This is a genomic window from Arthrobacter sp. YA7-1 (assembly GCF_025960325.1).
Lineage (GTDB): Bacteria > Actinomycetota > Actinomycetes > Actinomycetales > Micrococcaceae > Arthrobacter > Arthrobacter bambusae_A.
In genome coordinates this window covers 2102825-2127845 of sequence record NZ_CP110114.1, presented here as the reverse complement: position 1 = coordinate 2127845, position 25021 = coordinate 2102825, and the positions used below count along the sequence as shown (strand labels likewise).

General features: G+C 64.8%; 19 protein-coding genes. 6 read left to right on the top strand and 13 right to left on the bottom strand.

The window, feature by feature from the left end:
- Positions 1–6 precede the first annotated feature (6 nt).
- The 3 genes from OIT41_RS09990 to OIT41_RS09980 all read right to left on the bottom strand — a co-directional run bounded on the left by OIT41_RS09990 (position 7) and on the right by OIT41_RS09980 (position 7966).
- Positions 7–2163: a bifunctional polysaccharide deacetylase/glycosyltransferase family 2 protein gene (locus OIT41_RS09990; RefSeq protein ID WP_264636366.1), complete on the bottom strand. Its 2157-nt coding sequence runs from the start codon at positions 2161–2163 to the stop codon at positions 7–9.
- A gap of 622 nt (positions 2164–2785) precedes the next feature.
- Entirely contained in the window at positions 2786–7615 is a 4830-nt protein-coding gene (locus tag OIT41_RS09985) for an NAD-glutamate dehydrogenase (protein ID WP_264636365.1), read from the bottom strand.
- Between the two features lie 174 nt (positions 7616–7789).
- Positions 7790–7966: a CsbD family protein gene (locus tag OIT41_RS09980; protein ID WP_241708619.1), complete on the bottom strand. Its 177-nt coding sequence runs from the start codon at positions 7964–7966 to the stop codon at positions 7790–7792.
- 145 nt (positions 7967–8111) lie between these two features.
- Between OIT41_RS09980 and OIT41_RS09975 the strand changes: the two genes are divergently transcribed.
- On the top strand, positions 8112–9083 hold the full coding sequence (locus OIT41_RS09975; protein ID WP_264636364.1) for a magnesium transporter CorA family protein: 972 nt from the start codon (positions 8112–8114) through the stop codon (positions 9081–9083).
- A 10-nt stretch (positions 9084–9093) separates the two neighbouring features.
- Here OIT41_RS09975 and OIT41_RS09970 read toward each other — a convergent pair whose 3' ends face one another.
- Positions 9094–10752 (bottom strand): phosphodiester glycosidase family protein, encoded by a 1659-nt coding sequence (locus OIT41_RS09970; RefSeq protein ID WP_264636363.1) that lies wholly within the window; start codon positions 10750–10752, stop codon positions 9094–9096.
- Between the two features lie 462 nt (positions 10753–11214).
- On the opposite strand from OIT41_RS09970, the gene OIT41_RS09965 reads away from it, so the two are divergent.
- Together OIT41_RS09965 and OIT41_RS09960 are read left to right on the top strand one after the other, a co-directional pair.
- Positions 11215–11799, top strand: coding sequence for a histidine phosphatase family protein (locus OIT41_RS09965; protein ID WP_241708624.1), 585 nt, complete (start codon positions 11215–11217; stop codon positions 11797–11799).
- Positions 11765–13204 (top strand): alkaline phosphatase family protein, encoded by a 1440-nt coding sequence (locus OIT41_RS09960; RefSeq protein ID WP_264637904.1) that lies wholly within the window; start codon positions 11765–11767, stop codon positions 13202–13204. Before OIT41_RS09965 ends, OIT41_RS09960 begins: the two co-directional genes overlap by 35 nt.
- A gap of 20 nt (positions 13205–13224) precedes the next feature.
- Here the strand turns inward: OIT41_RS09960 and OIT41_RS09955 are convergent, their stop codons facing one another.
- From OIT41_RS09955 to OIT41_RS09915, 9 genes are all read right to left on the bottom strand, one after another.
- Positions 13225–14334 (bottom strand): AI-2E family transporter, encoded by a 1110-nt coding sequence (locus OIT41_RS09955; RefSeq protein WP_264637903.1) that lies wholly within the window; start codon positions 14332–14334, stop codon positions 13225–13227.
- A gap of 62 nt (positions 14335–14396) precedes the next feature.
- The gene (locus OIT41_RS09950; protein ID WP_264637902.1) at positions 14397–14849 is read right to left on the bottom strand and encodes a DUF1003 domain-containing protein; all 453 of its coding nucleotides are present in this window, start codon (positions 14847–14849) and stop codon (positions 14397–14399) included.
- A gap of 26 nt (positions 14850–14875) precedes the next feature.
- A complete protein-coding gene (locus OIT41_RS09945; RefSeq protein WP_264637901.1) occupies positions 14876–16045 on the bottom strand; it encodes a glutamate--cysteine ligase in 1170 nt (389 codons plus the stop codon).
- A 103-nt stretch (positions 16046–16148) separates the two neighbouring features.
- A complete protein-coding gene (locus OIT41_RS09940) occupies positions 16149–16352 on the bottom strand; it encodes a hypothetical protein (RefSeq protein ID WP_078105172.1) in 204 nt (67 codons plus the stop codon).
- A gap of 79 nt (positions 16353–16431) precedes the next feature.
- Positions 16432–17046 carry a TetR/AcrR family transcriptional regulator gene (locus tag OIT41_RS09935; RefSeq protein WP_241708632.1) on the bottom strand — a complete coding sequence of 205 codons (615 nt, stop codon included), beginning with the start codon at positions 17044–17046 and terminating at the stop codon, positions 16432–16434.
- Positions 17047–17268: 222 nt separating this feature from the next.
- On the bottom strand, positions 17269–18435 hold the full coding sequence (locus tag OIT41_RS09930) for an NAD(P)/FAD-dependent oxidoreductase (protein WP_264637900.1): 1167 nt from the start codon (positions 18433–18435) through the stop codon (positions 17269–17271).
- Complete coding sequence (locus OIT41_RS09925) at positions 18432–18626, bottom strand: ferredoxin (protein ID WP_241708636.1); 195 nt, start codon at positions 18624–18626, stop codon at positions 18432–18434. Before OIT41_RS09925 ends, OIT41_RS09930 begins: the two co-directional genes overlap by 4 nt.
- Positions 18623–19795, bottom strand: a complete 1173-nt coding sequence (locus tag OIT41_RS09920; RefSeq protein WP_264637899.1) for a cytochrome P450 — start codon at positions 19793–19795, stop codon at positions 18623–18625. The genes OIT41_RS09925 and OIT41_RS09920 overlap by 4 nt, the downstream gene beginning before the upstream one ends.
- 47 nt (positions 19796–19842) lie before the next feature.
- On the bottom strand, positions 19843–21564 hold the full coding sequence (locus OIT41_RS09915) for an MFS transporter (RefSeq protein WP_264637898.1): 1722 nt from the start codon (positions 21562–21564) through the stop codon (positions 19843–19845).
- 218 nt (positions 21565–21782) lie between these two features.
- Here OIT41_RS09915 and OIT41_RS09910 point away from each other — a divergent pair, with 218 nt between their 5' ends.
- The 3 genes from OIT41_RS09910 (at position 21783) to OIT41_RS09900 (ending at position 25019) form a co-directional block, all read left to right on the top strand.
- The gene (locus OIT41_RS09910) at positions 21783–22793 is read left to right on the top strand and encodes a phosphotriesterase (RefSeq protein ID WP_264637897.1); all 1011 of its coding nucleotides are present in this window, start codon (positions 21783–21785) and stop codon (positions 22791–22793) included.
- Positions 22794–22844: 51 nt separating this feature from the next.
- The gene (locus OIT41_RS09905) at positions 22845–23798 is read left to right on the top strand and encodes a phosphotriesterase (RefSeq protein ID WP_264637896.1); all 954 of its coding nucleotides are present in this window, start codon (positions 22845–22847) and stop codon (positions 23796–23798) included.
- A gap of 78 nt (positions 23799–23876) precedes the next feature.
- Positions 23877–25019 (top strand): FAD-dependent oxidoreductase, encoded by a 1143-nt coding sequence (locus OIT41_RS09900; protein ID WP_264637895.1) that lies wholly within the window; start codon positions 23877–23879, stop codon positions 25017–25019.
- The last annotated feature ends 2 nt before the right edge of the window (positions 25020–25021 follow it).

Sequence of the window (25021 nt, the reverse complement as noted above, 5' to 3'; positions counted from 1 at the left end):
ACCGCTTTATGCGGTCGGCGGCACGCGCAGGCTTCCATACCTCTCCATCCGATGCCATCGCAGGTGCACGCCCGCCAAGGCCGTGACTACCGACTGGATGACGACGAGGTACATGAGCTGCCTATAGACGAACTGCTGAAGCGGAAGGGTCCACAGTGGGCGAAGCGACTCATTGTCGAGCCGGAACGCATAGGCCGCCATGAGGAATTGAACCAGGAGGAAGGCAAGCCAGAGCGCCGCGATCCGGACCGGATCAAGGAAGATCAGGCCGTAGATGGCAAAGACATCCACTACCGGTGCGAACAACGGCAGCAGGACCTGCAGGACGAGCAGGTAGCCAAGCCCGCGTCGGCCGAGCTTGCCGGCCGCGCCGCCCTGCAGAACCGCGCCACGGTGCTTCCACATCGCCTGAAGCGTGCCGTAGCACCATCGGTACCGCTGTTTCCACAGCGCCCCGAGGCTTGCGGGTGCTTCGGTCCAGGCCCTGGCATCGTCTTGGTACACGACGCGCCAGCCGTCGCGGCACAGCGACATGGTCAGGTCCGTGTCCTCGGCAAGCGTGTCGTCACTGACTCCGCCCACCCGGAAGAGTGCATCGCGGCGGAAGGCGCCAATCGCCCCGGGGACGGTCGGCATGCACTCGGCGATGTCGAACAGCCTGCGGTCCAGGTTGAAGCCGACAACGTATTCGATGTGCTGCCAGGCGCCGAGGATCCCTCCGCGGTTGGCGACTTTGGTATTACCGGAAATTGCGCCCACCCGAGGGTCGGCGAAAGGCTGAATGAGGGCGTGGACCGTTTCCGGCTCGAAGACGGTGTCGCCGTCGACCATGACCACAAGTTCGTGGCTGGCGGCGGCAAGCCCGGCATTCAAGGCCGACGGTTTGCCGCCGTTCTCTTTCCGGATCAGTGTGACGCCCGGCAGGCCGAGCCTTTCCACGATGTCCGCGGTATCGTCGGTCGACCCGTCGTCAACCACGATGATCTCCACCGGATGGCTCGAGGCGAAGATCGATCGGACTGCGGCTTCGATGCCGGCCGCCTCGTTGTACGCGGGAACGATGACGCTGACCGGCTCGATAACCTCAGGCCGGACCGGCACGTCCACCCGGCGCCGACTGCGGCCGGCCGCTACCGAGCGTCGCGCCGCTCTCCGGTGGCGCGCCGCGAACACCACCACGAGGACGGCCCGGACCACCGTCACCACTCCGGCCGCAACGAGCGCCCACGAGATGGCGGTGATGAAGAAGTCGCTGAGCCGGATTCCCCATATCAACGCGGATCCGCTGGCCTGCTCCCCCGCGGAGGCATCGCGCATGCTCGCGATTCCGACGGCGTCTCCCGCGGTCGTGACCCGGAACCCTTGATCCGCGAACTTCGTGAGGACGGAGTCGAGGGCGGCGACCGTCTGTTCCCTGTCTCCACCGCCGTCGTGCATGAGGAGCACCTGGCCCTGCGGGCCTGAGGGCGTGAGATTCTTCTCGATCGTCGCGACGCCGGGCCGCTGCCAGTCCTCGCTGTCCCGGGTAGTGAGGACCGTGAGGTAGCCCTGATTGGCGGCCGCGCGCATTGCCGTCCAGGTGCCGTCCCTGACGGCGTCGTTCTCGGAGCTGTACGGCGGCCGCAGGAGCGTTGCCGCGCGGCCCGTGATTCCGGCGATGACCTGCTGGTCGCCCTGCACTTCAAGCTGCTGGCGCCACGCCGGGGCGCTTCCCAGGTCCGCATGAGTCAACGTGTGCACGCCGATCTCGTTACCGTCCGCCAGGATGCGGCGCACAAGGTCTGGATTGTCGATGGCGGCCGAACCGACCACGAAAAACGTGGCATGGACATGGTGCTTGCGGAGAACGTCGAGAATCCGGGGCGTCCACACCGGGTCCGGACCGTCGTCAAAGGTCAAGGCGAGTGTGCGGTCCGGTGGACTGACCGTACGGACGGTCCCGCCGCGGGAATCGACCACCGGGCCGCCGTGCGAGACCGCGTCCGGGACAGACCCGGCAGACCCGCCGGCAGCGACGGAGTCATCGCCGATCCCTGCCAGGTGATGCATGTACCCCTGCACGACGAGGGCAGCAGCCAGCGCCAACAGGACAGCCACAAGGATGAACCAGTGTGCCTTGACGCTGACCGGAGCATTGCGCTTGCTTAAGCGGCGCGCACTCACGGGTGCGTAGGCGTGAACGGTCTCGTGGCCTGGCCCGGAGCCGTCCCGCTCTTGTCCGGGCTCGTCGGCGACGTGACGGGCGCGGGAGTGGTAATCGGGGCGAAACGGGCAGCCTGCTGCGTGGTCGCACCGGTAGGCGCTGGTGCCACGGGCACGGGCACGGACGACGGCGAAGTCACCAGAGCCTCAAGCGTCGTCGGCGCCAAAGGGGCAGGCAACCGAGCACCCCCGGTTGGGAGCCCGGCTCCGGCAGAAGGCGGTGCTGGTGGGGATGACGGAAGATCCCGGGCCACTGGGGCAACCGGATCAGGCGCCGGGGGCTTGGCTGCGGTCGGTAGGGGCAGGTATGGCGCGGCAACGTTAGGCCCTCCCATGAACGCAACGAGAAGGAGGAGCACATACCCTGCCACGAGCCCGAGGGCTCCGAGCCCAATCAGCTTGAGCCTGCGCAGGCGCCGGCCTGATGCGTCGACGAAGACGGGCCCACGCGGCGCGGGCCCCGATTGATCGGGCGTTTCATTTAAAGCTGCCATCGCGCACCAACCTTAGAGGATTCGCATTGCCTACCCCAAAAACGTCATGTGCGAAGTCGTTCCGCTGGCAGTGTATTCAAAGGAGCCTCCTAGCGCTTCGCCAGCGTGCGCAGGAGTTTCAGGGCCACGGAGATCGACGCGAGGTCCACCTGCCCGGGTTTGGTGACCTCCACGAAGGTGTCCTTGATCCTCCCCAGTTGCTCTTGGCGTCCGCTCTCCCACTCCACAATGCGGTCCACGGCGGAGGCGCCGGAGTCGCCGCTTGCCCGGGTGGCCCGCATGACGGAAACGGTGATGTCGACGACGGCGGAATAGGCGTCGTCGCGCAAGGCCGCACGAGCCAAGGCTTCCCACCGGCTCTGCCTTGGCAGGTCAGTGATGCGCAGCAACAGCGTTCCCACGCCGATCCAATGAATGACCGTGTGGTACATGTCGGCGATCGTGGTGAGTGGCTCCTCCACCTGCTCCGCCACGAGCGAGATGTCCAGGAGGGAGAAGCTCTCCAACAAATCGGAGGCCCGCCGCCCCAGATCACCCGGCATCCCGGCGTCGTTCCAATGCGTTAACCTCTGCTCCGCGCGGTCAAGGTCCGAGCCGCGGAGAAATTCGGTGGTCCGGGTCCGCAGCAGGTCCAGGGTCGGCCCGATCCTCCGCAGGGCTTCGTCGATGGTTTGGTCCCGGTGATCGTGTGTCACGTACCACCGGGTTGCGCGGTCGAGGAGCCTGCGCAGTGGAAGGGCAACCGCGGCTCTGTGTTCGCCGGGAAACCCGGGAGGCAGGCTGGCGACCCTGTCCACGAAGCGCTGCAGCCCATAAGCCTCGCGAACAACCACGAAGGCCTTCGCCACGGCCGCGGCGGCGGCCGTGGTTTCCTCGATGGCGCGGAAAGCGAAGGTGATCCCTCCAAGGTTGATCATGTCGTTGGCCACCACCGTGCAGATGATCTGCCGACGCAGGGGGTGGGAGTCCAGCTCAGCGTCAAAGCGCTCGGACAATTGGCGTGGAAAGTAGCCACGAAGGACCCGCTTGAACCAAGGATCATCGGCGAGGTCGCTCGCGGTGAGCTCCCTGGCCAGCTCGATCTTCGCGTACGCTGCCAGCACCGACAGCTCCGGCGAGGTCAATCCGGTGCCGGCCCTTAGCCTGTCCTGGAGTTGTTCCGTGCTCGGCAGGGCCTCGAGGCCGCGGTCCAGGTCCGCTGCGCTTTCCAGCCAGTCCATGATCCGCTCAAAGCCGGGATTCAACTCGAGCGCCAGGTGCCGGTCGTTGAAGAGGAGGACGTTCTGGTCAACGTTGTTTGCCAGGACCAGGCGGCTTACATCGTCGGTCAGGGAATGCAGGAAGCCTGCCCGTTCGTCGGGGCCAATCTTCCGCGCAGCAATCATCCGGTCAACGAAGATCTTGATGTTGACCTCGTGGTCCGAGCAGTCCACACCGGCGGAATTGTCGATCGCATCGGTGTTGAGGAGGACGCCGGCGAGGGCTGCCTCTATCCGGCCGCGCTGCGTGAAGCCCAGGTTCCCGCCTTCCGCCACGATCCGGGCCCTCAGCTCGTTGCCATTGACCCTGATGGCGTCGTTGGCCTTGTCTCCGACGTCTGTCTGGCTTTCCGTGGAGGCTTTGACGTAGGTTCCGATGCCGCCGTTGTAGAGCAGGTCCACGGGTGCCCGGAGAATCGCCTGCATCAGCGCGTGGGGCGGCAGCGAGGACGTCCCCGGCTCCAGGCCGAGGGCAGTCCGGACCTGCTCGGTGATCCCGATGGCCTTGGACCGGCGGGAGTGGACGCCCCCGCCGGCGCTGATCAGCGAAGGATCGTAGTCGGCCCAGGACGAACGCGGAAGACGGAAGAGACGCTTGCGTTCTTCGAAGGAAGCTGCCGCATCGGGGTCCGGGTCAAGGAAGATGTCCCGATGGTCGAAGGCCGCCACCAGACGGATGTGCGGCGAGAGCAGCATCGCGTTACCGAACACGTCGCCGCTCATGTCGCCGATGCCGCCCACGGTGAAGCCCCCGGTCTGTGAATCCATGCCGAGCTCGCTGAAATGGTTCTTCGCGGATTCCCACGCCCCACGGGCCGTGATGCCCATCTGCTTGTGGTCGTATCCCACGGATCCCCCGGACGCGAACGCGTCGCCGAGCCAAAAACCGTACTCCTGGGCGACCGAATTGGCTGCGTCCGAAAATGACGCTGTTCCCTTGTCCGCTGCAACCACCAAGTAGTAATCATCGCCGTCATGGCGTACCACGCCGGCCGGTGGCACCACTGACTCTCCCCGGTCTGTGGTGAGCAGATTGTCCGTGAGGTCCAGAAGGCCCTTGACGAAGATTCGGTAGCAATCCAGGCCTTCAGTGAGCCAGGCTTCGCGGTCCGCGCCGGGGTCCGGCAACCGTTTGGGATAGAAGCCTCCTTTTGCCCCTGTGGGCACAATGACGGAGTTCTTCACGTTTTGTGCCTTGACCAGTCCCAGTACCTCTGTCCGGAAATCCTCGCTTCGGTCAGACCACCGCAAACCCCCGCGTGCCAACGTCCCGAATCGCAAGTGAACGCCTTCCACCCGCGGCGAGTACACCCAGATCTCGAACTTCGGCCGTGGAAACGGCGCACCGGCGATCGCGGCCGGATTGAGTTTGAAGCTCAAGTGGGCCTTGTCCAGGAAGTAGTTGGTCCGCGTTGTGGCTTCCACGAGGTTCATGAATGTGCGCAGCAGACGGTCTGCGTCGAGGACCGGGATGTCATCGATCGCGGCCAACAATTCCCTCTTCGCGTCTGCGGTGTCCCTGTCGCGGTCGGCTTCGTCCAGCCCGGGATCGAACTTCGCGTGGAACAGCGCCAGGAGGGCGCGGGTCGCCCGGACGTTGGCGACGAGCGTCTCGGCGATGAATCCGTACGAGTTGGTGGTCCCCAACTGCTGGAGGTACTTCGCGTAGCCTCTCAGGATGACGGCCTGCCGCCACGCAAACCGTTCCCGGATGACGAGGGCGTCGATCCGGTCGGATTCGATGTCCCCCCGCATGGCGGCCGCGAAGGCATCCGCGAGCAGTCCGCTGGTTTCCTCAGGGTCAACGCCGCCGGGATACTTCACGCCGAGGTCGTAGAGAAACAGCTCCCGGCCACTCCGCCGAAGCTCGAATGGCCGCTGGTCCAGCACTTCAAGCCCGAAGTTGTGCAGGAAGGGCAGGATCTGCGTGAGGCTCCTGGGCCGTGTCAGGTAAAGGCGGATCCGGGCGTCCTCAACGAGCGTGGTCGGCGCGTCCTTCCTGACATATACGGTGAGCAACGGATCCCCGTATGGCCTGCCGCCCGCGCCGTCCAGGTCGAACGTCTCGAAATTGATGATGTCCCCGACGGCGGCCTCCGCCTCGTGGACCGCGCGATAACCAGGCGGAAAGGCGTCCGGCCAAAGCCCGGCGAGCCTTGCGGATTCCGCCGCCGGGAAGCGGTCGCGGATTGCGTCCTCGAGCGCGTCCGACCATGAACGCGTGGCAGCTATGAGTCGCCGCTCCAGCCGGGAGGCGTCGACGACGTCGGAGCCGCCCGCCCGGACGTCCCGCGCCGCCGCGCCCACATGGATCCGGAAGAACACCCGGGCCATGGCTGACCCGGTCAGTCGGACCTCGAAGTCGACAGAGTCCGCCTCGAACGACCTCTTGAGTTCTTCTTGCATCAATAGTCGGACCGCCGTGCTGTAGCGGCGGCGCGGGAAGAGGACGAGGGCGGACACGAACCGTCCATGGCTGTCCGGACGAAGGAATACGCGGATCCGCTGCAGCACCTCGGCATGAAGGATTTCGTCCGCGAGGCCCGCGAGCTCAGCCGCCTCGATGTGGAACAGCTCGTCCCTCGGAAAGGTCTCCAGGACAGCCGTCAAGTCCGTGGCCTGGTGCGACCGGGGCGGAAACCCCAGGTCCACGCTGACTGCCTGGACTTTCTCGCGGATGACCGGAATCCGCAGGACCGACTGGTGCGCGGCGCCGGACGTGAACAACCCCAAGAAGCGCCGTTCGCCTGTGACCTGGCCGGCGGTATCGAACATCGGCACGCGCACTTCGTCCAGGTAGGACCGCCTCAGGACTGTGGACCGCACTTCCGAGGTGGAAAGGGCGAGGGCTTGGGACCCGCGGATGTTGGGTAAGCCGGGCCAGTCGCCTCCGCCGGCGTCCCTTGGCGGCCGCCTCAACAGACCCAGCCCGGAGCCTTGCCGTTCGGAGAGACCTTCCTGGCCGCCCGCCGTCGTGTGTTCTTCTTCGGCGTAACCAAGGAACAGGAAGTTTCCGTCGTCGAGCCAAAGAAGCAGCTCACTGAGCTGTTCAGGGGGCGGCACCACGTCGCGCGGGAATCCGTCCACGGAGGCTACCGCTTCCGCGACCTTGCCGCGGATGGCGGCCGCGTCTTCGGCGGCAACCCGAACATCATCCAGCACTCTTCGCAGGTTTTCCGTCAGTTCACTGACGGCCGCCGCGTCCGGCAGCCGGCCGATCTCCACAGCAATCCAGACCTCTGTTTCCCCGGCCTCCGGTGGGGCTTCGCCTTCCACGGACGTTCCAAGCCGGACGTCCAGCAGCTCGCGGCTCACCGGGTCGCGAAGCACCCGAAAGCTACGATGAACAAGCAGGGTGATCGGCGTGTCGCCGCGGGTGAGCTCCGCCGTGACGGAGTGGACAAGATACGGGATGTCCTCTGCCACCACGGCAATGACGCTCGCATCCAATTCGGTCAGGATCCCGACGACGGCCTGCCCGGGCGGGCGCGGGGACGACACTTTCAGATGGTGCGCAGCCCGCGCGCGGAGCGTCTCGGAACCGTAGCTCCGCAGATCCTCCGGGGGCACCTGGGCAAAGTATTCGGCCAGGAAATCTTCGCTGGGCTCAAAGGAATCCACTGAATCCGACTGCTCCGCCGGGACCGATTTACGTGCCATGTCACCGCGCCTCCACTGCGGGTACCACTCGCAAAACTGCGGTTGACGATCCAGCCCCCGCGCCTTCATTCATCATGGCGGGCGGCGGGAACCCCGTCCAGTAGTGGAATGAGGCCACAATGCAGATGCGGGCGCGGGCCGCATGGCCCGCGCCCTGCTGTCGACGTCGGAAGACTAGTGCTTCCTGAAGGCGCCTTTGATCTTTTCGCCTGCCAGCTTCAGATCGGCCCGGACCTGACGGGACTTGCCCTCAGCCTTCAGCCGGTCATTGCCGGTGGCCTCGCCGGCCGCTTCCGTGGCCTTGCCATGGAGCTTCCCGGCAGCGTGATGGATCCTCTCACCCCAACCCATGATGGCTCTCCTTAGTCGGCGGCCCGCGGCAGGACACCGTGAGGCCGCACTTAAATTGTAGGGACGGAAGTCCGGCAAGGCACGTCCCCGCCGGGAAACCTCACCACTCAGGAAGCACGGATTCTCGTCCCGTACCATGGGGCGGATGGTGTTCATACGGCTATACCGCGAAGGCAAACTCGAACGCGACGACGTCCGCGCCCACGAAATCGAAGCCCTGGCCCGCCAGGATGACGTGGTGCTGTGGATCGACTACACGGACCCGACGGCGGATGACCTGCTCGGCGTCGAAACGGTATATGGGCTCCACCGCCTCGCCGTCGAGGATGCCGTCCACGACTTCCAGCGGCCCAAACTGGACCGGTACCCGAACCATCTGTTCCTCTCGGCCTACCAGGCGGCGCTGCAGCCCGGCACCGGCGAACTGGCCGTCGTCGAGCTCTCGGCATTCGTGACCCACAACGCCCTCGTGACTGTGCACGGGCCCGAGTTCGACACCGACAAGCTGACGGCGCACTGGGACGCCGAACCCGACCTGGCGCAGCACGGGGTGCCATTCCTCTTCTGGGGCCTGTTGGACATGATCGTCGACGGACATTTCGATGCCGTCCAGGAGCTCGATGGCTACATCGACGCCCTCGAGGAGTCGCTCTTCGAGGACCACTCCCCTGACCACGACCTGCAGCGGAAGACCTTCGAACTCCGCAAAAACCTCGTCCGGCTCCGCCGCATCGTCCTGCCCATGCGTGAAGTCCTCAACACCCTCCTCCGGCGGGAGGACCTGGTCGGCTGCAGCCCGGCGATGCAGCCCTTCCTGCAGGACGTTTACGACCATGTGCTGCGTGCCTCGGAATGGACGGAGTCGCTCCGCGACCTGGTCACCACCATCCTGGAGACCCACATCAGCATCCAGGGGAACCAGATGAACCTGGTCATGAAGAAGGTCACCAGCTGGGCCGCGATCATCGCCGTCCCCACAGCAGTGACAGGCTTCTTCGGGCAGAACGTGCCGTTCTTCGGCTTCCAGAACGATTACGGTCTCTGGCTATCCAGTGCACTCATGGCCGGCGGTTCGATCTTCCTGTACCTGGCCTTCAAGAAGCGGGACTGGATCTAGCGCGGGAGCCCTACTGTCCGTCCTTGCGACCCGGAAGCACCAGCAGCGCGTCCCCGATGGCACGTTCCGATCCGCCGGACGGGCTGTTCTGGACCTTCCCTTGGGCAACCGCTGTTGTTGAACCTCCGCCATCGAGGTTCATGGCCTGGACCATGCCGAGCGAGAGTGCGACGTCCGCCTCTTCCTTCAGGCTCAGTCCCAGCGAGGCAGTCGATCGTCCATCCGCGGTTACAAGCATGGTCCTGCCCTGGGCGTCGGTCCCGGCGAAGGTCCGGGGGTTCCGCTTGTGGACCCACCCGTAGTAGAAGCTGTTTCCATCGTTGGGGTGCACCATGCCGTCATGCCGCACCGTCACGTCTTCACTGCCGTCCTTGACCAGCAGCGGGCCGCCGTTGACCACGCTCGTGGCCTTGTTCGTGTGCAAGGGTTTCCCGTCCTGGCCGAGCAGTCCGGCGTCGATCCTCAGCTTCGCGCCTACAGGAGCGAGGGCGCGGAGCCGTGCGACGTCGGTTCCGGTGGCCTGGATGGTGTGTCCGCCCGCAGGGACGGCCGCGCCACGGGTATCGGCGATGGAGGTAACGGTGTCATGGCTGTCTACCATCACTTCAAGGCCTGGACCGGCAGGCGTGGTCGGACCGAACTCCGGAGTGAAGGTGACGAGCTCGTTGGAGTTCGTGCAGGTCACGTCCTGGAGCGGGCCTGAGGTAGGCAGGTCGTTGACGCCCCCGCAGTTGCGGATCAGGCCGGGTACCCGGTCGATGCCGTCCAGAGCGGCTTCCCCGGAAGGGGCGGAGACCTTCCCCGCCCAGGTCAGCCGCTGGATGCTGATGGAATTCTTCTTTCCGTCAATGACGAAGGCCGGACGGTCCGCCACGGCTTCGCTGAGAACCCTCCCTCTGTACACACCGACGCCGGCGGGGTCACCTTCGGCGCCGGCCTTCGGGTCGAAGACGAAGAAGCCCGCGTTGACAGCCGCGAGGGCGTGGGCGTCCGATGCCAGCTGGCTGGTCGTCTCCCGCTTCTCAAGATCCGGGCCGAACGAGGCGGCGAGCTGGCCTTGGTACTTCCCCGGGTCGACCGTGATGACGTCAAGGTTCCACGGTCCGCGCGTCGTGGTGCTGGTCCCGGCGTCGCCGTCCCACCCGGTGTAGATCACGGAGGAGGCGAAACCGGCGGCCTTGATCTGCGCGACGAGGGCCGCGCCGTCGGCCTGCGCGGCAAGGTGGCCGGCACGGACCCGGTAACCCAGATCGCCTCCGGCGTCGGCAAGCTGCGGAGACTGGACATGTTCAACGCGGGCATCGACGCCGCCAGCCTTGAGCTTGTCCGCCGTGCGCTGGGCGGTGTCCTGGCTTGAGAGCGCCGACGCCGGAGCATCCGGATCCGGCGAATCCGCGGGGATGGCCACTTCGGCCGTCCAGAAAAGCGAAGAGTCCGCTCCGCCGCGGCTGATTTTGGTCAACGTAACGCCTGGGGCGAGGGTCGTCACCGTCCGGCTCTCGGGAAGGTCCGCGGCGCCAAGGTTGAGGTGCGAACTCTGATCCGTGCCGTTGTCACCAATCCGGCCATCATCCGCCTGGGCTGGGCTCACGGGGCTGAGGAGCGCCGACACGACGGCCACGACCAGTCCGCCGGTGAGGGCAGTGCGGTGCTTAAGGGAGTCATTCATGCGTCCACCGTATAAAGACCGGGCCGTCGCCCGGGCCGGTTTTACGGGTTTACGATGCCTATTGACCGAACCTTCATGCCACGTTCACTTGTACGCGGCATGTTCCCTACGGCCAGAAATCCCGGTTCCGCCAGACCCCGACGGTGGGCCTGGGAACCCGGCTTAACCCCACGGGGTCGAAGGAACCATCCTTGGGCGCCGCGGCGTCCGTATACGACTCTTGAGTATCACCTTGCGATACGTCGTGTGGCTCGTCAGGCGACTGCTGGCTGTTGGACACAACTCCCCCTTGATATTTGTCCAGATTGGCGTGGGTACGAGCTGCCCCTCAGTCCCCACACGCACAATATTATGAACAGCTGGTTAATGAAAGAGTTATAGGCGGTTAACCGAGAGATCTTCGGTGGAATCCCGGATTCCGGCTTGGAGCCACGTCGAAGGACTCAAGGCAGAATGGACAGCATGCCCCAGACTACGTTTGCCCTCGTCCGCCACGGCCAGACAGACTGGAATGCCCAGCGCCGGCTGCAGGGATCCACCGACATCCCGCTGAACGGGGTCGGCCGCGGCCAGGCGCGCGACGCCGTCGCTGTCCTCTCCGGTGACGAGTGGGACGCCGTCGTGTCGTCCCCCCTGAGCCGGGCCGCGGAAACCGCCGCGCTGATTGCTGCAGGGCTGGGGCTGAGCGTGGACCGCCACATACCTGAGCTCACCGAGCGCCGCTTCGGGCCTGCCGAGGGCCTGCGCGCAGGACCAGAACTGGAAGCACTGCGCATTCCCGGAGGCTTCCGCGGGGCGGAAAGCGAGGAGGAAGCAGCGTCCCGCGGCTTGGCCGCGCTGGAAGCCCTGGCCGAAGAGTTCCGCGGCGGACGCGTGCTTGTTGTCGCCCATGGGACATTGCTCCGTCTGAGCCTCGGCCGCGCGGTCGGCCGCACCCTGGACAGCATCGACAATGCCGTGCTCAACCTTGCCCACCACCATGCCATTGACGGGTGGCGGCTCGAATACTTCAATGGTGAACGCGTCATGGCGAACGTTCCCGGCTGAACACCGCCGAACCGAAGGCATATCCGCCAGGACGGCGGCGTGGGAGACTGTTCAGCACGCACAGGAACTCTTTCCGAAGGGGATGGTCACCGTGGCGGCAACCGGTCTCAACGCCGTCGAGCACATTGTCGTCTTGATGCTTGAAAACCGCTCATTCGATCACATGCTCGGATACCTCTATGCCGATTCCGGCAATGTTTCCCCCGCGGGCGACCCGTTCGAGGGCTTGACCGGCACGGAGTCCTGCCCCGGAACCGATGGCAGTCAAGTGGGCGTCTATCGCTTGCTCCCCTCCACTCCTGACGTCTACTTCATGCCGGGCGCCGACCCCGGAGAGGGATACCAGGCAACGAACGAACAGCTCTATGGCACCGCCGCCGCGCCGAAAGCGGGGACGGTTCCGTCCATGACCGGCTTTGTGAGCAACTATGCCGGCGCCATCAAGGACAACCTGGCCAAGGGCTGGCATGTGGTGCCGGGAACAACGGAGCACATGATCATGGGCTGCTTCACTCCGGAGACCCTGCCCGTGTTGTCGGCAATGGCTAAGGGATTCGCCGTCTGCGACGCGTGGTTCGCGTCAGCTCCCACCATGACGATGCCCAACCGGGCCTTCGCCTGTGCCGGCACCAGCCAGGGCAACCTTGATGACAAGGCCAAGCGGTTCACCGTACCGAGCATCTTCGGGCACCTGGGCAACCACGGGATTCCGTGGAAGATCTATGGCGAAACCGCGTCGCCCTTGACGAAACTCGACTTCGACGACACCCGGCACGCTCCGGCGTCGAACATTGGCCTGTTTACGGACTTCCAAGCCGACGCTGCGGCCGGCAAGCTGCCCGCGTACGCGTTCCTTGAGCCTTCCTGGTCCTCGACGGGCAACAGCGAACACCCCAACTACAACGTCGCGCTCGGCGAGCAGTTCCTGCTCGACGCTTATCGCGCCGTCCACGACGGGCCGGCGTGGGACTCCACCCTGTTCATCGTCACGTATGACGAACACGGCGGCTGCTACGACCACGTGGCTCCGGCCTGGGGCGCGACGCCGCCGGACAACATCCCAGGGGAATTCGGCTTCGATTTCACCCGGTTCGGGGTGCGGGTGCCGACGGTATTGATCAGTCCGCTCATCCCGGGCGGCACCGTCTTCCGGGCTCCAGGTCCTGTCCCGCTTGATCACACCAGCATCCTGGCGACCGTCGAACATCGATGGAATCTGCCGCCCCTCACCCACCGGGATGCAGCGGCGCCCGACGTCGGCGCGGCCTTGAGCCTCGCCGTCCCCCGCACCGACGACCCCCTCGCGGGCGTTCAGGCACCTGCTCCTCCGCCGACCACGAGGGCACTGGCAGAACAACCGTCCCACCTGCAGCAGTTACACGACGAACTCCTCGCGCAACCGTAGCATTTGGCCCTGGGTTCTGTTCAGGCCACGGTTCCATCGCCGGACTCGATGCCGGCCGCTTCACCGCGCCCCGACCACGTCTTGATGGCGGTCCAGGCAACAGCTGCGGTGGGCACTGCCAACAAGGCACCGATAATCCCTGCGAGCATCGTGCCGATGGCCAATGCCAGCAAAATGGCCAGTCCATGAATGCTCAGGACCTTGCCCATCAGGACGGGTTGGAGGAAATGGTGCTCTAGCTGGTTGGCCGCCACAAGAACAGCGAGGACGATGAGCGAGGTCACCGGACCGTTCGAGATCAGGGCGACACCTACGGCGAGGGTACCTGCCGCGGTGGAACCAATGATGGGAATGAACCCGCCGATGAACACAAAAACGCCCAGGGGCAGGGCGAGCGGGACACCGAGGATAGCCAGGACGGTCCCGATGATCAGGCCGTTCACTGCTGCGATCAGGGCTGTGCCCCGGACATAGCCTCCCAGCACGGTGGCGCTTCTTTCCGCAGCCAGGTGCGCCTTTCCGCGATGGGCCGCCGGAAGGAATCCGAACAGGAACGTCCTGATCCTCTCGCCGTCCTTGAGGAAGAAGAACAAGATCACCACCATGAGAACCAGGCCGGCCAGGATTTCACCGACAGTACGGGCGCCGGTCAGCGCTTCGGCACCGAAGCTGCTGCTCGTGAAGAAGCGCTGGATGGAATCGGCTACGGAGCGGAGTTGCGAGTCGCTGACTCGGAAGGGCCCGTTGTTCAGGAACTGGTGCAGTTGGTCGATACCGGCAGTGAATTTCACGGCAAGTTCCTTGGATTGCGCCCTGATAAGGAAGACGATTCCGGTGATGACCCCGCCGAAAACTGCAAGGATCCCCACGAACGATGCTGCGACAGCAAGGGCACGTGGCCATCGGTGGTCAGTCAGCCAACGCACCAGAGGTGAGATCGCGGAGGCAAGAATGAGCGCGATGGTGACCGGGATCATGACGAGCGGCACCCTGGTCATCGCCCACACAATCACCGAAACAAAGATGATGACCAGGAGCATCTGTGCCGAACGGATCCCGGCGCGGCCCAGGCCGTCAGACCAGATCGTTGACATTTTGGGATTGTTCGGCGAGTCATTGCTTTCAGTCATGGAGTTCCTTCCTGGTGGTTCCGGCGCGGATGCCCCGCCGTCGTGCCTTTAGCCATCGTGCATTAAGAACGTTCCAAGCTCTTGCCTGCGCTTGTGTCGATCCTGATGTTCCCTGCGGCTGCCAGTTCCTGAAGTTCCCTAAGGATCTCCAGTTGCTGGCTGTTGATGGCCATGAGCAGGTCGATTTCCTCTTTGGATTTCACGTTGGTGTCATGATCGTGCCGGGACATCACCGCGGCAATCGCATCCTGGCGCTTGGCGGCGATGAGGAGGATGGCTCCCTGCAGCCCTGCCAGCATCGAGAGGAAGAGATTCAACAAAATGTAGGGATATGGATCCCACGAGTTGTTCGCCAACGCCCAGCTGTTGATGGCCGCCCAGAGAATCATGAACCCGACAAAACCGCCGACGAACGGCCAACTCCCCATCCCGTTGCGCATGACATCCGCGGCGCGTTGACCCTTCGTCAGTGATTCCTTGTGGCTTTCGTGCCAGGTCTTTCCCTTATCGCTCATGCCTCACCCTAACGGGGCACGACCAGCTAGCCCGCAACGAGCGTGGCAGTCCCTGCTTCAGAAGCGAGGTACGGTTCGCCGTTGTGCTGGTGATCAGCGGGGTCGAGGTGGGTAACGCCTGTTGCGTATGCGACGACTCCGGCGAAGCTGCCGGTGCGTTCGTAGGCCTGCCGTTGCCGGGCGGCTCCCGTGCCCTGGCTGAAGATCCTCTGCAAACCGTCCGTGGCGTAGAGTGCGTCCCCGGTCTCTTCGAGGGCATCGCGGACGTGGGCGAGGAGAGCACCGAGGACATGCGCTGCCGTAGCGGGCTTGTGGGTTATCGGGTCGAGCAACTCTCCGTGCAGGCCGAAACGGCTCGACCGCCACGTGGCCTGGCGCAGGACCGTGGCAGAAACCATGTCCGGCAGTTGGCCGGACTGCCATTCCCTGGCGGCAGTCTCCACCAAAGCACGCACCAAGGCCGCAATCAGGACGGAATCGCGGGCATCAAGGCAAACATCCGACACACGGATCTCGACTGTAGGGTGCCGAACGGAAAGCCTTGCATCAAAGTCCGGGCTCATGACCACCCCGGTACCCGACAGGTCCGCCACCAAGGAGTGATAAGCCGCGGCTGATCCGAAGACATCGGTGGGACCGGCGCTGGACCATCGGTTCCAGGCTTGGGTCCGGAAACTGGCATAACCGCTGTCGGTCCCGTTCCAGAACGGTGAATTCGAACTCAGGGCAGTCAGCACCGGGAGCCATGACCTGATCCGGTCCAGCACTGCGACGCCTTCCTCATCCGAGTCGACGGAAACATGGACGTGATATCCGCAGGTCAGCTGCTCTCTGGCCGTCAAGGCGAACTTTTCCAGGAGGGCGTCGTAGCGCTCAGTGTTTGTCGCATGCGGCGTGACCGCCAGCGGCGACGTCGCGAGAGCGGCAATTCGGGCCCCCGCCTTCCGGGCGAGCGAATCGGCGTACGAACGTCCGGCCCGTATTTCGGCGGCGAGCCCACTCAGCCTGCTGTGCGGCGAGGTGATGACTTCGACTTGCTCCTGCTGAAGCTCGATCGCCAGCGTCGGGCCGACAGGAGGAGCCACGCCCTGGAGGCCGGCGCCGTGAAGGCGCAAGATATCGCCGGCGAGGGGCACGGGACTGCCGTTCTGGGGATCTACGATCAGGAATTCTTCTTCAACGCCAAAAGTACGCACTTGCCAAGTGTGGGCCACAAAAGCTGCCGCCGATGACCACAAGTCGCAGGACCTCTGAAGTAAAACGTCTCTCGCCTGTGTCCGAGGCGCGCAAGTGCTGCTATCAGCTGGCCGGCGTCACGACGTCTTCCAGGACTGACCTGTCAAAGAATCGGATCTCGCCGGTCGCCTGGAAGTACACGGGAACAACCGATGTGTTGGCGTCCTTCGAGGTTTCGTAGATCTCCGGCGCGCTGCCGTGTTTCCGGGCGATGGTTCCTACCAACTCGGTGCCGCGAACGCGGACGGTTCGATACTTGTAGCTCATGTGGACCCCTATCCTCAGCCAAGGCAAACGCTACTCCTGTGAAGCGCAAAGACCAGCTGAGCAGCTGCGTAGAGCTTGATTATCCTTCATCGCAGAGCAAGTGGTACCAGCTGTCGGCGAGGACTTCGAGCGCGTGGTCGCGGTGTGGTTCGAGCTTGCGGCGCGTCCAGAGCGTCGCGACGTAGTCCAACTGGGTGAAGGCGAGTGTTCCGCGGATGTGGTGCGTTTCTTCGGGGAAGCGCCCCGCCAGCTGCATGCCACGGACGATGTCGGAAATCACTTCCTGATGCCATCCATCCACCAGGGTCCGCACTTCGCGATCGACTGCAGCGGCTTCGTCCAGCACATCGAGGTACGGACGGAAGACCGGCCAGAGCGCAGCACGCGACTCGAGCCAGCCAAGGATGCCCGGTAGCTTGCCCTCCCGTACCACGTCGACGAGTTCGACGGCGGTAGACGCCTTGTCGGGGCCGTCGGCGCGGTCGAGCACGGCGTTGACGCGCGCCATGAAGTCCCGCATCAGGTCACTTCGCGAGGGGTAGTAAGCGTAAAAAGTCACGCGGGTGGTGCCTGCAGCAGCGGCGATCTCGTCGATCGTCGTGGCAGCGTAGCCCTTCTCGGTGAAGAGCTCCAGCGCCCGTTCCACGATCATGTCGCGGGTCAGCTGCTTCTGGGCTTCTCGCAACGACGACATGGCTCAATCCTAACCGTGGTGTGCGGCAATTGTGCGGAGGAAGAACAAAGGATGCACGTCGCCAAGCGGCCTGACATGCCGTAAAGATGGTCCCGCCTCCTGGAATTTGGCGATATAAGTGAGCGAGGGTCTTGGAATCTGGCGGTTTATCTGAGCCGGGGTCCGGGAATTTGGGCGTATATGTGAGCGAGCGTCTGGGTTGAGGCGCCACCGCTGGTTCCGTTAGGGGCCGGCGTCGGCCAGGCGACGCAATTTCGGGACCGGGATCCGATAGTTGATCGCCGCCGCTGTCCCGGAACCGTCCTTGTTCGTCCAGCGCAGGAGCATCGAGTCGCGGCCCTCCCCCGGCTCGCAATAGTCCGGTGCGCCGGCCACCGGCGTGAAGCCGATTGACTTGAGCGACAAGCCGAAGGCCTCCGTCCAGAAGTATGGCTGGAAGGTAAACCGTGGCGCCGCGTCGCCCTTGAGCAGTCCGACGGCGGCAGCCTTGGCCTGGTCGATGGCACTCGTCCATAAGGGCACTCGCCGTACCCCGCGGCTGCTCGGGAAGTACGCGACGTCTCCGGCGGCGACGATATCCGGCCGGAGCCTGCCACGGGAGTCCACCCGCAGCCCTCCATCGACGAGGAGTGGCGTGCCAGCCAACCAGCCGGTGTTCGGCTCGTCGCCGATGGCGGTGACCACCAGATCCGCCGAAAGCTCGGTGCCGTCGGCCAGCGCAACCCGCGCTCCGTCGTCGGAGTCCATCAGGCGGGCTTTCCCGCCGGCAACCACGCGCACTCCACGCCGGATGGCAGCGGAGGTGAACACCTCCGCCAGGTGGTCGCCAAGCTGGCGCGTTAGGGGCTTGGCGTCGGCGACAAGCGTGACGTCGCAGCCAAGGTGCAAGCATCCCGAGGCGACCTCCATTCCGAGTGGCCCACCGCCGATCACGACTACCGAGGGACGCGATGCAAGGCGTTCCTTGAGCATGATCGCATCGTCGATGGTGCGCAGCGTGAGTTCCCGGGTGGAGCCATGACCGTCCGCTCCCGCCGCGAGTCGCTTCGCCCGGGAACCGGAGGCGATGACGAGGCCGTCGTACGGCAGTGCATCGCCTCCATCGAGACGGACCAGCCGTGCGTCGACGTCCAGTCCCTTGGCGCTCACGCCCAGCAGTTCGATCGCCCCGTGGCCCGGCTCGGGAAGTTCGTGCGCCTGGAGAGCGTCAATTCCGTTCCCTTCTGTACCGTGCAGCAGGGCCTTCGACAGGGCCGGACGGCTGTACGGTTGATGGCGCTCGGCGCCTATCACGGTCAATTCGCCATCGAAGCCCGCCGCGCGCAGCGAGTCGCAGGCTGTGAGCCCGGCGATGCCGTTGCCGACCACGACGATCCTGCGCATGGTCATGCCGCAGCCAATCGGAGCGCCGCGACCGGGCAAACCCTGACCGCCGCCTTCGCGGCATCAAGCCCGGCCCCCTCCACGACCGGCACATCGATGACCAATTCGCCGTCGAGATCCAGGTGCATCAGCGTGGGCGCGGCCTCTTCGCACAGGCCGTGGCCTTCGCACCGCGGACGGTCCAGTTCGATCCTCATGCCGCCACCACTCTTTCAACCTGGAGCGCCTCGAAGCTCCGCGTAATATTGCTTGGCCCGCGGACCCCATCGGAGAGGGTCAGGGATTTCACCCTGCGGGCAAGCGCTTCGATGATCGCATGCGCCTCGAGTTTCGCGAGTCCCTGGCCGGCGCAGCCATGCGGTCCGTAACCGAACGAGAGGTGGTCCACGGGGTTGCGTTTCACATCGAAGGTGTCGGGGTTCGCGTAGTGGCGAGGATCCCTGTTGCCGGCGCCGAAGAGGATGCCCACTTGGGCGCCTGAAGGAATGGTGACTCCATCGACCTCCACGTCGCGGGTAGCCTTGCGCCCCCAAATGTGGACCGGCGCCCAATAGCGCAGCACTTCGGCGAAGGCCGCGGGAACCAGGTCCGGGTTCGCCCGCACCAGTTCGAACTGATCGGGGTGGTGGCCGAAGAGCGCGACGATGTTGCCAATGGAGGCGATGGTCGTGTCGACGCCGGCTCCCAGGTACTGGTGGATGATGTGGCCCGCGGAGCCCGCCGGAATGTCCCCGCGGGTCTCGGCGTCGAAGATGCCGCGGCCGATGGAGCCGGGAGTAAGGTCGTCCGCGGTAACCGATGAGCACCAACCGTAGAGTTCGCCGGCGATCGGGAAGCTCTCCTGGGTGCGCTGGTTCAACGGACCTATGACCTGCATCGCTGCCTGGCCCCAGCGCAGCATGTTCTCCTTGACATGACCGCTGAAGCCAATGAGGTCGGCGACGATTTCGATCGGGAATGCCCGGGCCAGGGCATCGATTGCCTCGAAGCTACCGCTCGCGGCCAGTTCGGCGACGAGTTTGTCCGCCTTTTCGTCGATGACGACTTTGAGCCCGCGGAGGGCCCGCGGGGTGAGGTTCTGCGACAGCGTGGCGCGGAGCTGCGTGTGGATCGGCGGGTCGGAGGCCAGGGAGGTGCCCTGAAGTGCCTCGTTCACCATGGGGTTGAATCCGATGCTGGTGGACGAGAAGGCCTCCGGATCGCCGAGCGCATTGCGGATGGCGTCGTAGCGCGTCAGGACGTAGAGATCGTTCTGAGGAAGGCGGACCACGGAAGCCTGCTCGCGGAGCGCAGCGTAGCTGGGATAGGGGTCTACGAGGATGTCGTCGTCCCAAATGTCGATGTCTGACTCGATGGGTGCAGTCATGGTGTTCTCCTTGCGGTTCGTAGGTGGTCGGGTCAGTGCCGGAGGACTTAGACGGCGGCCTCGGCGCTTGCTTCGGTGGTCTCCGCCATGGCGTCTGCGGCAGGCGCCGAGGACCGCGCGGAGATGAAGAGTGTGAGAACTGCGGAGAGCGTCGCCGCGATGCCCGCGCAGAGGTAGACGGTCTGGAAGCCTTGGCCGAGGGACGTCCCTGCGACCCCTTGGATGTGCGGCTTGGCGGCGGTGAGGGCCTTGACCATGCCGTCGACCACCTGCGCGGGTGCGCCACCCGCCGCTGCTTGGCCGGAGAATTGGGCGACGACGCCGTCCCAGCCTGAGAGGAAACCCAGGGGCGGAACGTGCGCCAGCCCCGCCACCGCATCTGCGGGCAAGCCTGCCGCCCCGAGGATCCCGGCAAGGGGACCCGCGAAGACTGTGGCTCCGATGCCGAAGGCGATGGCCGAGCCGATGACCGGGCCAAGGGCGAAGCCAAGGTCGCGCAGGAGATTCGTGGTGGCGGAGGCCATGCCGATTTGCCCGGCCGGGACGGTGTTGATGGCCACGGCCGTCACGGAACCGACCGTGAGGGCGAAGCCGATACCCAGCAAGAGCAGCGGCGGGATGAATGCCGTCCACGGGGTGCCACCGAAGGTCTCCGGAGTGCCGAGGGCGAACGTGGAGAGCCAGAAACCGGAGACGGCCATGAAAGCGAACCCCGCCGTGAGCACCCACCGTGGAGCGACGTGGTGAATGAGCCACCCGACAACCGGGATGAAGGCGAACGCCGGGCCTTGGATGAAGACGAACAGGACTCCGACCTTCCAGGTCTCGGCCAAGGCCAGGCCGCTGACGGCGACGCTCGTGCTGAAGCAGATGGCGAGGAAGGCGAACATCCCGGTGACTGCCACAACGCCGGTGATCGAGTAGGAGCTGTTCTTGAACAGCGAGAGGTGGATCAGCGGCTGCGCGGTGCGTGACTCGATGACAACGAAGGCGAGCAGCAGGACTCCTCCCGCGATGTAGCTTGCGATCACCTGCGCGCTGCCGAAGCCGGCGTCAACCGCCGTCACCGTGGCGTACAGGACAGCGATGAGGCCGACGGCGAGGGTGAGTTGGCCGGGAATGTCCAGTTTGCGCCCCTCGGCGGCCGCGGAATCTTTCGCCCGGACCGCGATGAGAAGCACGACGACGGCAACAGCTGCCGCGATCAAATACGCCGCCCGCCAGCCGCTGAAGGTGTTCGGGGCGCCGGGCCCGCGCCCCGCCACGGTGAAGAACTGCGCCGTGAACCCAGCGAGAACCGGGGAAATCACCGCGCCGAGTGACAGGAATCCGGCCCAGGTGGCGATGACCTTCGCCCGGGCACGGTGGTCGGGAGTAATCGCCGCGATCATGGAGAGCGAAATGGGAAACAGGATGCCGGCCCCGATCCCGCCGATGGCCTGCGCCGCGATCATGATCCCGGTGGAGGGCGCCATCGCGGCCATGACGGAGCCGACGATGCTGACGGCAGCGCCGGCATAGAGAAGCTTCTTGCGTCCGAACATGTCGCCGAGGAGTCCCCAGCTGAGCTCGAAGACCACAATGCCCATGAGGAACATGCCCGCGATCCAGGTCAGTCCGGCGCCCGAGGTGTGGAATTCGACGGCGAACGTGCCGCTCAGGGCTCCCGGCAACGCGTTGGTGATCTGCGCAAGGGTGACCGCGCTGTAGGCGGCGACGAAAGTGGCCCGTACAGAGCCGCGGCTCTGCACGGAAATGGGCTGACTCATCGATGAAACTCCTTTGTTCCGGTCGATCTGACGGAGAGGGACTGTATGAGACAGTGTGGAGTTAAGTCTTACAGTGTGTCAAGGAAAATTCGAAAAGATAATTTTCTTGACATGATGTAAAGGAAAATGTGATGCTGGCAGCACCGCAACGGAGCGACGGCATGGTCACACTCCGCGGCGTCCCTGCATTCCGAACCCGATCTATAGGGAGAAGCCCCGTGAGTCACACCACCCCCGCCGACACCGCCGACGAGACTGCTGCCCCCGGCGGGCAAACCGTCAACACGGTCCTGGGTCCCGTACCCGCAGCCGAACTCGGCGTCGTGGCGGTCCATGAGGCCTTGTTGTCCGTACTCCCGGGCGCCCAATACGCTCCAGACATCTCCATGGACCGGGCAGGGATCTTCAAGGCCCTGGCCGCGAAACTCACCGAGTTCCGCGAGCACGGCGGGCAAACGATCGTCGACAGCACCGGAATGTTCCACGGCCGCGACCTCAGGCTCTACGAGGCGCTTTCCCGGTCCACGGGCGTCCACATCGTCGCTTCCACAGGCCTGGGCCCGGAAGAAGAACTCGGCGGCTACTTCCTGACGCCACAGACCAACCCGCCCACCCCGTGGCCGGCCGAAAAGTTCGCCGAGCTCTTCGGCAAGGAGGTCAGCGAGGGGATGGTGGTTCCCCGGCTTGAGCGCCGCGCCCCCGCAGGCATCGTTGCCACCATCGCCGACCGTGCCGGGATGACCCCCACCGAGGAGAGCCTGTTCCGGGGCTCCGCCCGCGCCGCCAAGGACACCGGCGTTCCGGTCTCCATCCGCTTCGGCGCCGATGTCCTGCACGATCTGGACATCGTCCTGGATGAGCAGATCGACGCCGGGCGCGTGCTTGTCGGCGAACTGGACCGCAAGGACGCCGCGGGCTCAGCCCTTGAGGTGGCCCGCCGCGGAGCATTCGTCGGGATCGACCACGTGGGCTTGAACGACCATCCGGGCTACCTCAGCGACGACGAACGCACCGCGCTGGTTCTCGAGCTTGTCCACGCCGGCCACGCCGACAAGATCATCCTTTCCGGCAACTCGATCGGAGTGGCCAAGGGACTCCCCGAGTACAACCTGCCTTACAGCCACGTGCTGTCCACGTTCGTGCCCCACCTCAAGGCCTGCGGCCTGAGCGATGAGGACTCCCGACGCATCCTTGTGGACAATCCACGCCGGTTGCTCACTGTGCGCTAACCACGCCAACGACCCACCCCCAACAAGCTTGAGAACCCCCGAGGTAAACGAATGACCAAGGTCAACACAGTGCTGGGAACCATCCCGGCCGAAGAACTGGAAATCGTGGCGGTCCACGAACACATCGGCTACGGCATGCCCGGTTCCGAACTCGACACCAAATGGTGGAAAACCCCGGAACAGGCTTACGAAGAAACCGTGCCCAAGCTGCGGCAGTTCCGGCAATACGGCGGCGGCACCTTCGTCGATGCCACGGGTATCTGCAACGGCCGCGACGTCGACTATTACAAGTCTCTGTCCCGGAAAACCGGCGTACACATTGTGGCCAGCACGGGGTTCGTCGGCGGCGACACCGCCTTGCCGCATTTTTCCCGCGCCACCGTTGACTACCTTGCGAAAGTCTTCATCCACGAGCTCACGGTGGGCATCGGAAACACTGGCGCCAAGGCCGGCGTCATCAAGGTCGGCGTGAGCCGCGGTGGACGGATGACATCCTTGGACAAACGCATCTACCGGGCCGCGGCCCGCGCCGCCGTCGTCACCGGCGCGCCGATCCTGACTCACCTGGCCATCGACCCCGAACCGGCGGTGTCCATCTTCAAGGAAGAGGGCCTCTCCCTGGACCGCGTGCTCTTCGGCCACGCCGACGACGGGCTAAACGCTCCGATCACGCCGCACGACTGGATCTACGAGCAGGGCGGCCGAATCGGCTTCGATACCTTCGGCTACGACCTGGAGCTTCCGGATCCCCCGTTTTGGGGCCGCAAGCGCGCCGAACGCATGCAGCACTTCGTCAGCCTCGTGAACAAGGGCTACGTGGACAAGCTCCTCGTTTCGGCAGACGCGAATTGCAGCCCGCTGGGCTGGCCGGGGGTGAAGGGCCACACCATCAACTACATCTTCGAGGACATGATCCCCGACATGCGCGCGGCGGGAATCGACGACGCCACGCTCAAACTCCTGCTCGAAGACAACCCGGCCGACTTCCTGTCGCTGCACGCCTGACGCCGGTCAGGCACCCCAAGCTACCGCTTCGCCAGACTTGGCCGCGGCCAAGGAAGAGTCCAGAAAGTGATCCACGCAATGAAATCTGAAGATATCAAGAAGCTCAATATCGCCATCATCGGCGCAGGGTATGGCGGCGCAGCTGCGGCCAAGGCCCTGAGCCTGCTCGGTGCGAACGTCAACGTGTATGAGCAAGCGTCGCAGATGCGGGAGGTCGGCGCCGGCATAGGATTGCGTCCCGCCACGATGGACCGTTTCAGCACGTGGGGCATCTTCGACGCAATCGCGAAGGTCAGCTCGCCGAGCGACTATTTCGAAATCCTCACGGCCACCGGTGTTCCGATCATGAAGGACACCTGGCCGGAGTTCGGCGGACAGGCCCGCACCTACCTCATCCACCGCGGCGACTTCATCGAAGCCTTGCTGGGCGTGCTCCCGGAGGGAATGGTGCACCTGGGCCACAAGCTCGAGAGGATCGAGGAAAAGGACGGCCATTCCGTGCTGAGCTTCACCAACGGCAACACTGTCGAGGCAGACCTCGTGGTTGGTGCCGATGGCATCAAATCCGCGGTGCGCGAGCAGCTCTTCAGCGACAAGGGCCCCGTGTTCTCCGGAGAGCACGCCTATCGCGTGGTCATCTCCGCCGACGACGCCCACGGACTGGTGGTCGACGACAACCTTCGGATGTACATCGGCAAGGGCACCAAGGTCTATCTGTTGCCGCTTCGCCACCGGAACCAGGTGTCCTTCGACATCACTGCACTGAACCCGGACGGCACCTGGGCGCCTGAAGTAGGCAAGGAAAGCCTCCTGGAAACCGTGCGCGGATTCGACGAGCGCATCGTGAACATCACGCGCGGCCTCGACATGAGCGCGGTCAACATCCGTGCCGTCTATGACATCGACCCCGTCGACTCATGGCACACCGACTCCGTGGTGCTCATGGGCGACGCAGCGCACTCGATGCTGCACCACCAAGGACAAGGCGCGAACTCCGCCATCGAGGATGCAGGCGCGCTCGCCGACGCGCTCGGCGAGGCCGAGACGGTCAAGGAGGCGCTGGCCCTCTTCCAGGCCACCCGCAAGCCCGTGACGGACGAGCTCCAGCGCATTTCCCGCCAAGGCTGGAGCGAGGAAGAAGTCGACGATGTCTTCCCGGGTCAGAAACCTACGTCCCAAAAGCCCTCCAGCACGCCAGCAACAACAGAAGGGAGGGCCTGAAA

Excerpts from the sequence above, each read along its gene's own strand:
- OIT41_RS09955 (WP_264637903.1), bottom strand. The coding sequence starts at position 14,334 with ATGACTGAAAGCAATGACTCGCCGAACAATCCCAAAATGTCAACGATC.
- OIT41_RS09915 (WP_264637898.1), bottom strand. The coding sequence starts at position 21,564 with ATGAGTCAGCCCATTTCCGTGCAGAGCCGCGGCTCTGTACGGGCCACT.
- OIT41_RS09965 (WP_241708624.1), top strand. The coding sequence starts at position 11,215 with ATGCCCCAGACTACGTTTGCCCTCGTCCGCCACGGCCAGACAGACTGG.
- OIT41_RS09985 (WP_264636365.1), bottom strand. The coding sequence starts at position 7,615 with ATGGCACGTAAATCGGTCCCGGCGGAGCAGTCGGATTCAGTGGATTCC.
- OIT41_RS09905 (WP_264637896.1), top strand. The coding sequence starts at position 22,845 with ATGACCAAGGTCAACACAGTGCTGGGAACCATCCCGGCCGAAGAACTG.
- OIT41_RS09935 (WP_241708632.1), bottom strand. The coding sequence starts at position 17,046 with ATGTCGTCGTTGCGAGAAGCCCAGAAGCAGCTGACCCGCGACATGATC.
- OIT41_RS09975 (WP_264636364.1), top strand. The coding sequence starts at position 8,112 with ATGGTGTTCATACGGCTATACCGCGAAGGCAAACTCGAACGCGACGAC.
- OIT41_RS09925 (WP_241708636.1), bottom strand. The coding sequence starts at position 18,626 with ATGAGGATCGAACTGGACCGTCCGCGGTGCGAAGGCCACGGCCTGTGC.
- OIT41_RS09920 (WP_264637899.1), bottom strand. The coding sequence starts at position 19,795 with ATGACTGCACCCATCGAGTCAGACATCGACATTTGGGACGACGACATC.
- OIT41_RS09930 (WP_264637900.1), bottom strand. The coding sequence starts at position 18,435 with ATGACCATGCGCAGGATCGTCGTGGTCGGCAACGGCATCGCCGGGCTC.
- OIT41_RS09950 (WP_264637902.1), bottom strand. The coding sequence starts at position 14,849 with ATGAGCGATAAGGGAAAGACCTGGCACGAAAGCCACAAGGAATCACTG.
- OIT41_RS09970 (WP_264636363.1), bottom strand. The coding sequence starts at position 10,752 with ATGAATGACTCCCTTAAGCACCGCACTGCCCTCACCGGCGGACTGGTC.
- OIT41_RS09940 (WP_078105172.1), bottom strand. The coding sequence starts at position 16,352 with ATGAGCTACAAGTATCGAACCGTCCGCGTTCGCGGCACCGAGTTGGTA.
- OIT41_RS09960 (WP_264637904.1), top strand. The coding sequence starts at position 11,765 with ATGGTGAACGCGTCATGGCGAACGTTCCCGGCTGAACACCGCCGAACC.
- OIT41_RS09900 (WP_264637895.1), top strand. The coding sequence starts at position 23,877 with ATGAAATCTGAAGATATCAAGAAGCTCAATATCGCCATCATCGGCGCA.
- OIT41_RS09980 (WP_241708619.1), bottom strand. The coding sequence starts at position 7,966 with ATGGGTTGGGGTGAGAGGATCCATCACGCTGCCGGGAAGCTCCATGGC.